Source organism: Acinetobacter sp. UBA6720 (assembly GCF_002454215.1).
Taxonomy (GTDB): Bacteria; Pseudomonadota; Gammaproteobacteria; order Pseudomonadales; family Moraxellaceae; genus Acinetobacter.
The window spans coordinates 1-8211 of record NZ_DKIK01000130.1 but is presented as its reverse complement, the minus strand read 5'-3'; the positions used below and the strand labels follow the sequence as shown (position 1 = coordinate 8211).

Genomic DNA, 8211 nt, shown 5'->3' with positions numbered 1-8211 from the left:
CTTGCGGTGCGTGAAGCAAAATGGTTAGAAGAGTGGTATGCCGACAACATTTATCAGCAGATTCGTGCGTCGCGTATTGGCAAGAAAAAATATGTCCTACATGACGGCCCTCCGTATGCAAATGGTCAAATCCACTTGGGTCATGCGGTAAACAAAGTCCTCAAAGACGTCATCATTAAAAGTCGCGTGCTCGATGGCTTTGATGCACCTTATGTTCCAGGTTGGGACTGTCACGGTCTACCGATTGAACTCAAAGTTGAAGAAAAAGTCGGGAAAGTCGGTGTAAAAGTGGATGCTTCGACTTTCCGTAAAGCCTGCCGCGAATATGCTTACACCCAAGTCGAATTACAAAAGAAAGACTTCGTGCGCATGGGTGTGTTTGGGGATTGGGACAATCCTTATCTGACCATGAACTTCAAACAGGAAGCAGACATTGTGCGCTCTGTCGGCGCGATTGCGAAAGCAGGTCATATCGAACCAGGTCTCAAACCAGTAAACTGGTGTCTCGACTGTGGTTCAGCTTTAGCTGAAGCAGAAGTCGAATATGAAGATAAAAAATCAGATGCAATTGATGTTGGTTTCACAGTTGTCGACTTAAAAGATTTAAGCGCACGCTTAGGGGTGGATGTACAAGACCCAACCGATATCGTGATTTGGACCACCACACCGTGGACTTTACCTGCGAACCAAGCGGTTGCTGTACATGCAGAAATTGAATATCAACTGGTTCAAGTCAGCACCGACTGGGGCGTGCAAAACTTTATTTTAGCCAAAGACTTGGTTGAGTCGGCAGTTGAACGTTATAAGCTTGAAAGCCCTGTGGTTTTAGCTGATTTTAACGGCTCAGCAATCGAAAACTTATTATTACAACATCCTTTGATTACAGACCGTCAAGTGCCTGTGATTTTAGGTGAGCACGTCATCGCAACCAGTGGTACAGGTGCGGTTCATACTGCGCCAGGTCATGGTGTGGACGACTATAAAGTCGGTTTACTGTACAACTTAAAAGTTGAAAACCCAGTCGGTGGCAATGGTGTATATTTACCAACGTCACCCGTTTTTGCTGGTGAGCACATCTACAAAGCCAATCCAAAAATCATTGAAGCGTTGGGTGCAGTCGGTCGCTTGTGGGCGCATCAACCGATCAAACATAGCTATCCGCATTGCTGGCGCCATAAAACCCCAATTATTTTCCGTGCGACCCCGCAGTGGTTTATCAGCATGGATGCGCAAGGCTTACGTCAAAATGCTTTAAATGCGATTGAAAACGAAATCAGCTTCGTGCCAGATTGGGGCAAAAACCGTATTCAAGCTATGATCGAAGGTCGTCCAGACTGGTGTATTTCGCGTCAACGTACTTGGGGTGTACCAATCCCATTCTTCGTGCATAAAGACACCAATGAGCTACATCCGCGCACAGCGGAATTGATCGAAGAAGTTGCTAAACTAATCGAACAAGAAGGAATTGATGCTTGGTATAACCGTGAAGCGAAAGATTTTATTGGGGATGAAGCGGAACAGTATAACTGTGTACGTGACACTTTAGACGTGTGGTTTGACTCAGGCACAACCCACTATGCGGTACTGCGTGAACGCGAAGAACTCACCGATCCAGCCGATTTATACCTTGAAGGCTCAGACCAACATCGTGGTTGGTTCCAGTCTTCATTATTAACCTCTGTCGCTATCAATCAACGTGCGCCGTATAAAGGCTTGCTAACTCATGGCTTCGTGGTGGATGAAAAAGGCCGTAAGATGTCAAAATCTTTAGGCAACATCATCACCCCACAAGACATCATTAAAGACATGGGTGCAGACGGCTTGCGTTTCTGGATTGCATCGGCCGATTACCGTTATGAAATGACTGCAGGTAAAGAAATCTTTAACCGTGCATCAGATGGCTACCGTCGTATTCGTAATACTTTGCGCTTCTTGTTGGCGAACCTCAATGGTTTCAAACCATCGACCGATGCACTGCCTGTAGATCAATTGATCGCACTTGATCAATACATCTTGCAACGTGCAGCAGATGTACAGAAAACCATTCAGCAAGCCTATGAAGATATGAACTTTCATATCGTGACCAATGCGCTGACCAACTTCTGTATCAACGACTTGGGTGGTTTCTATCTAGACATCATCAAAGACCGTCAGTACACCACTAAAGCAGATTCGCAAGCGCGTCGTTCGGCTCAGACTGCGTTGTATCATTTGGTACAAGCCTTTGTGCGTTGGATGTCACCAATCTTAAGCTTTACCGCTCAAGAGGCATGGCCACTGATTCCAGAACAAACTGAGAAATATGTGTTCACTGCGGAATGGTATGAGATTCCTGTGGCTTCAAAAGCAAACCTGTTGTCTGAAGCCGATTGGCAAACCCTCATTGCAGTGAAGTCTGCAGTGAACAAGTTCATCGAAACTGCACGTACTGCGAAAATCGTGGGTTCAAATCTCTCTGCCAAAGTTGAACTGTGGGCAGATGCTGAACTCAAAGACGTACTTGATCGTCTAGATGATGAACTTCGCTTTGTCCTGATCACATCGCAAGTACTTGTGAATACATTCGATGCAACTCAAGGCGAAGCTTCTGATCTGGCAGGTCTGAATGTTAAAGTCTCAGCTGCTGATGGTGAAAAATGTGTACGCTGCTGGCATGTTCTACCAGATGTGAATACACATGTTACACATCCAGGTTTATGTGGACGTTGTATTATCAACCTTCCTACAGGCCAAGGCGAAGAGAGAAAATATGCCTAACCCTCAACAGAAAAAGGGCTTATTCCAATTCTATCCGCATAATTTAGTGTGGGTAGGCTTGGCTATTCTAGCCATTGTCTTAGATCAATGGACCAAATGGATTGCCAGTACCCATCTGAATTATGCAGATCCAGTACCAGTTCTGCCCTTTTTAAATTGGACCTTATTGCATAACTATGGCGCAGCCTTTAGTTTCTTGTCCGATGCTGGTGGGTGGCAACGTTATTTCTTTACCTCTCTTGCTGGTATTGTGTCTGTCATTTTCCTGTTCTGGCTGATGCGTATGCCAAAAACCGTGAAAGTCCTGCCCATTGCAATTGCGCTTATTCTAGGTGGTGCTATAGGCAATTTAATCGATCGTATTAGCTTAGGCTATGTGGTTGATTTCATTCATGTGTACTATCAAAACAGCCACTTCCCTGCGTTTAATATTGCTGACAGCTCAATTACGCTTGGAACTATCCTTTTGTTGATCGATACCTTTTTTCTCGAAAAAAATCGTATCCAGCGTGCCGAAGTAAAAAATGACTGATTTTATTAATCCCAATGAAGAAACTCGTGTAAGCGAAGGCTCAAAAGTTGAGTTACATTTTTCTGTTTCCATTGAAAATGGCGTGGAAATCGACAATACGCGTAGCCGTGAAGAACCTGTGAGCCTCGTGATGGGTGATGGCAGCCTACTGCCCGGTTTTGAAAAGGCGCTGTTTGGTTTACGAGCTGGTGACCGCCGTACCGTAAGCCTACCACCAGAAGATGCTTTTGGTCCTTGGAACCCTGAGAATGTACAAAAGTTTGATACGGTTAAATTTGAACAGCGACCAATCGAAGGTCACATGATTGAGTTTGAAGACAAAGCCAAACAAAGTCTTTATGGTGTAGTTAAAACTGTAGGTGATGACATCACCGAAGTAGATTTTAATCATCCATTGGCAGGTAAAGATATTACCTTTGAAGTTGAAATCTTCAAAGTGACCCCTGCCGGACAACAAGGCATCAAAATTATGTAAAGCCACAGATCGACCGTCTGTGTGTCATTCAAAGCTCCTTCGGGGGCTTTTTTAATGCCTCAAACATTTATCCATCAGATACATATTCAATCTATGCAAAGCTTAATTTTCATACTACCGTAACGTGATCACATTTATTTTCCAAGGATTTTGCATGAAAATTCAAGTCATTATTGGCAGTGTCCGCGAAGGGCGTACTGCCATTAAAGTTGCGCGATGGGTGCAAAAAGGCTTTGAACAACTTGGGCTCAATACGGTCCAACTCGAATTGGTCGACTTAAAAGAGTGGGATTTGCCAATTTTTGCAGGTGCCAACCCACCTATGACAGGCATTTATGATCAACCTAAACAACAAGCATGGGCCGATCACATTGTCCAAGGCGATGCCTTTATTTTTATTAGTCCTGAATATAATCACGGCTATAGTCCAGCACTCAAAAATGCATTGGACTATTTAGGCAAAGAGTGGCAAGGCAAACCTGCAGCTTATATTAGTTATGGTGGCACCAACGGCTCACGCTCCATCGACCAAATTCGCCAAGTCGGTACTCAACTCGGCCTAGTCGATACCAATGCCGTGATTGAAATTCGGGATATTTTTTCACGCAATAAAACCGAAGATTTTGAACCGAATCCTTTTGATGAGAAAAATCTAAAAGCAGCAATTGATAAACTGATTAAATATGTCAGCGCATAAAGATGAGATTCTTATGTACGCGATTGCTTACAGTAACTTGAGTATTTGTCGGCTTTTCAATCAACAGTATCGACGCTATAGTTAAATCATACAGAGACGGGAAGTCTCAATTAAAAACAAAAATAATAAAATATACAGCAGGATGCTGATCGGTAGGACAGGAGTTATACCGTTTGAAAGAATTTAAAAAGCTCCCGACAGGATGTTGGGGGCTTTTTAATTCTAGTTTGATATTTTAAATATTCACATCAAATCCTAAATTAACATCAGATGCGGCTTGACCACCTCGTATCCCCCAATTCTCTAAGTTAGACTCACGAATTAAAATAGAAATATGGTCTTGTGGAATACCTAACTCTGCTAAATGCTGAACTAGGAGTTGATACAGTCTTCGTTTAGTCTCTAGCGATCTTCCGACAAAGCAATCAACTTCAATCCAAGTAAAAGAAGCGGGTTGTGTTAAATAAAGTGGATACGCAAAATGCTCAGGTGCATGCTCAACTAAACGAATATTGCGATCATATTGGGGGAGTTGAAACACTGTAGATAATGCCGTATGGACTGCTTCAATTATCGCTCGCGCTTCATCCTGACTATAGTTTTTACGAACATGAATTTGGGTACTTGGCATCACACATCCTCTATTCTTTTTATTATTAAAGTTTTTCATTTTTGATATTCGTAACCACAGTGCGATTAAGCTGACCGTTTATCGTTATATCAGGCATAGCAACCAAATATTACATCAATATAACGCACTACGTTCTATACTTTTGCCCATCTGAACGTCGGGCAGCTTTGTGCAAAACGTTTTTATATAAAATCAATTAAAAACAAGAAGAACAGAGAACACCTCATGCAACTGAGTACTACATATTTAACTGATTATTGCAAAATCTATGTCGCAGACCCTGAATATACGCAGGCAGATGCTTTAGCAGCCTATTGTAGAGTTCATCGTACTGAAATCATGCAACAACTCCATCAGCATGGGATTTTATTATTCCGCGGTTTCAAGATAGAACGCAGCTATGAATTCTACGAACTTATTGAACAACATTTACAACTTGAACCAAGGAATAGTATTACTCCCAATACGCAGGGCTGGTTTGCCACACTTATGCGTAAGCACAGTGAAAAACTTTTCGGTATAAATAATGAGAAGCTGTACCACAATCACAATATCGTACAATTGAAACCTCGTGAGAATGCCATTCAAAACTTACATATCCAAGGAAGTATGCATTCAACCCGATCACGTTATGTTGCGCTGTTTTGCCAACGGACTTCCACTCATCTGGCCGAAACAGGTTTTAATGACTTAGAAAAAATTTGGAACCATTTTCCAACCAGTATTCAAAAAAAATATTTAGGCGCGTGGAGCCATTTTTCTTATATTTCAATCCGTAAACTCAATATATTAGACCGTTTACTATTAAAGAACAGCCCATTTCATTTAAGCAAGCTAACCAATAAAAGAGCCAAACTCACCTTAAAACGCTCTCCCTTCGTCATCACCCATCCTGATACTCAAAGACTAGCGATCCAACCGTGGGTCTTTGCCAATAATACCCATACCTTTGCACACCACACGACACAAACTATATGTAAGCAACGCGGATCACTTCAATCAGGTTTTACAGCGAATCACATGCAATTGTCTTGGGAACTCTTCACATACACAGGTGAAAAAATTGAGTGGACGCATCAGGAAAAACAGCAATACTTTGATGCACTCTACCGTGATGCACTTTTAGTTCAATGGCAACAAGGAGATATCGCCTTAGTCGATAATATTAAAATTGCACATTGGCGTATCAATGATGGAAATGAAAACCATAACTTGCTTCAAATTCAAGCCAATGTTTTCCATGCCGATCTACACTCTGCTATTTAAAATTCATCGCTTAGTCATATTTCTTTTAATATGACTAAAGTTTGACCAGTTGAATTAAATCAGCATGCTTCCCATCCTCAATCACCCAAATACTGCCATCTTTCGCTTGTTGTAAACCACGGATACGTTGTTTCATATCTATCCGTTGAATTTCTTTTGCTGGCTGTGCTGTGGTGTCTACAATAATCAACGCTTCAGATGAAAGCCCGCCAATGATGGCTTTACCCTGCCACTTAGGAAACATCTGTCCCGTATAAAAAATCAAACTCGATGGAGAAATCACAGGGGTCCAGTCCAATTTCGGTGCTTCAAACTCAGGTCGCGTAACATGGTCAGGGATATTCAAACCACTATAATGATCACCATTGGAAACCACTGGATAACCATAGTTTTTCCCTTTCTGGATCAAATTAAGCTCATCACCACCTTTCGGACCCATTTCAACCACCCAAAGTTGACCTTGTTCATCAAAAGCCATACCTAAAGGATTACGATGCCCGAAACTCCAGACTTGTTTCGCTACTTCACCTTGCGACTGAAAAGGATTATCCACTATCACTGAGCCATCATCATTAATCCGAATGATTTTCCCAAGATTCGATGTCAAGTCTTGGGCAGGATCAAATTTCTGTCTCTCACCAGAGCTAATCCATAGTTTTCCAGAACCATCAAACAGTACACGATGTGCATAATGCCCTTGCCCACGAACCTTAGGTACCTGTTTCCAAATGGTTGTTATATTATCTAATTGTGGCTGTGCTTGATCTAAATTCAAATCTGCACGAATCACCACTGCACCATAGCCACCTTGCCCTGCTTCTGCATAACTGAGATACATTTGATGGTTTTGTGCAAACTTAGGATGTAAAACAATGTCCCCGAATCCACCCTGACCACCATAAGCCACTTTAGGTAGGTTTTTAATAAAAGTCTTTTTCTGATCTCTAGGATTAAATAAAATCAATTGCCCCGACTTTTCAGTAATCAATAAACGCCCGTCAGCTAACACAGCCAATGCCCATGGTTCATTAAACTCAGCGATACGTTTCATCTGTATAGATGTTACTGCAACAACTGAGCTAGGCTGATTTTCTTTCGACTGAGTTTCTGGTGGAGTTTGCGCATGGCATGCTGTTAGAACAGACAACACACTCAATGTAATCAGTCTATGAAAGGCTTTAATATTCATCCTTGTCTCATTTCTTCTATCACACTACTTACAATCCATTGTAGAAGAGGAATAAATGCTTGCAGTATAAGCTTTAGTAACAAGATGAATCCTTGTAAGTGAATGCTTACAAATACTGAAGAAAGTAACCACTAGCTTTAAAATAGGCGAAAACGTATATTTAAAATATCAGGAGACAGGACGTTTCCCAAACGAAAAACAACAATAATCAGTTTGAGCATCAGGATGTGAGATATGACAGGAGTTGTATCTAAGCACTGAAATACAAAGAAACCTCGACAGGATGTCTGGGTTTCTTTTTTGGAAAAGAATTTTATTTCTTCTTCTCATATTGCCGAATAATCTCTATGGCAATTCTATGCCCCTTTATATTCTGAGCATCATGTAAAATTTGATCAAAGTTCTGCCAAATTCATGTTCTTTTACTATAGGTACTTAGACGTTTACGGTGCGTGATTAAACGATTTCATCAACCTGCTTCAATGAAAAGCTGAGCTCTATTTTTGAATGAGGTTGATCCAAACCAAAAACCAGATACTGATAAGACATCAGCATTAATCAATGACAATAAATTGACTATTTCGCTAACTGCATAATATAAAAAGCCCCCTCTTAATCGTTAGAGGGCTTTTGAATAATGAGCTGGCGATGACTTACTCTCACA

The 8211-nt window shown here is 41.6% G+C and carries 7 protein-coding genes; 5 read left to right on the top strand and 2 right to left on the bottom strand.

Going from position 1 to position 8211, the window contains the following annotated elements; translation table 11 throughout:
• The 4 genes from ileS to B4F08_RS11055 all read left to right on the top strand — a co-directional run.
• Positions 1–2757: isoleucine--tRNA ligase (ileS, locus tag B4F08_RS11070; protein WP_291374390.1), on the top strand; the 2757-nt coding region annotated here is incomplete at its 5' end.
• Positions 2750–3289 carry a signal peptidase II gene (gene lspA, locus B4F08_RS11065; RefSeq protein WP_110974405.1) on the top strand — a complete coding sequence of 180 codons (540 nt, stop codon included), beginning with the start codon at positions 2750–2752 and terminating at the stop codon, positions 3287–3289. The genes ileS and lspA, both read left to right, overlap by 8 nt.
• The gene (locus tag B4F08_RS11060; RefSeq protein ID WP_086210742.1) at positions 3282–3764 is read left to right on the top strand and encodes an FKBP-type peptidyl-prolyl cis-trans isomerase; all 483 of its coding nucleotides are present in this window, start codon (positions 3282–3284) and stop codon (positions 3762–3764) included. Before lspA ends, B4F08_RS11060 begins: the two co-directional genes overlap by 8 nt.
• 154 nt (positions 3765–3918) lie before the next feature.
• On the top strand, positions 3919–4461 hold the full coding sequence (locus B4F08_RS11055) for an NADPH-dependent FMN reductase (RefSeq protein ID WP_086210743.1): 543 nt from the start codon (positions 3919–3921) through the stop codon (positions 4459–4461).
• Positions 4462–4696: 235 nt separating this feature from the next.
• Here the strand turns inward: B4F08_RS11055 and B4F08_RS11050 are convergent, their stop codons facing one another.
• Positions 4697–5092: a tautomerase family protein gene (locus tag B4F08_RS11050; RefSeq protein WP_086210744.1), complete on the bottom strand. Its 396-nt coding sequence runs from the start codon at positions 5090–5092 to the stop codon at positions 4697–4699.
• A gap of 225 nt (positions 5093–5317) precedes the next feature.
• Between B4F08_RS11050 and B4F08_RS11045 the strand changes: the two genes are divergently transcribed.
• Positions 5318–6358 carry a TauD/TfdA family dioxygenase gene (locus B4F08_RS11045; protein ID WP_291374389.1) on the top strand — a complete coding sequence of 347 codons (1041 nt, stop codon included), beginning with the start codon at positions 5318–5320 and terminating at the stop codon, positions 6356–6358.
• Positions 6359–6392: 34 nt separating this feature from the next.
• Here the strand turns inward: B4F08_RS11045 and B4F08_RS11040 are convergent, their stop codons facing one another.
• Complete coding sequence (locus tag B4F08_RS11040) at positions 6393–7547, bottom strand: PQQ-dependent sugar dehydrogenase (protein ID WP_291374388.1); 1155 nt, start codon at positions 7545–7547, stop codon at positions 6393–6395.
• Positions 7548–8211: the final 664 nt, after the last annotated feature.

Coding starts and splice junctions, on each gene's coding strand:
- lspA (WP_110974405.1), top strand. CDS start 2,750: ATGCCTAACCCTCAACAGAAAAAGGGCTTATTCCAATTCTATCCGCAT.
- B4F08_RS11060 (WP_086210742.1), top strand. CDS start 3,282: ATGACTGATTTTATTAATCCCAATGAAGAAACTCGTGTAAGCGAAGGC.
- B4F08_RS11055 (WP_086210743.1), top strand. CDS start 3,919: ATGAAAATTCAAGTCATTATTGGCAGTGTCCGCGAAGGGCGTACTGCC.
- B4F08_RS11050 (WP_086210744.1), bottom strand. CDS start 5,092: ATGCCAAGTACCCAAATTCATGTTCGTAAAAACTATAGTCAGGATGAA.
- B4F08_RS11045 (WP_291374389.1), top strand. CDS start 5,318: ATGCAACTGAGTACTACATATTTAACTGATTATTGCAAAATCTATGTC.
- B4F08_RS11040 (WP_291374388.1), bottom strand. CDS start 7,547: ATGAATATTAAAGCCTTTCATAGACTGATTACATTGAGTGTGTTGTCT.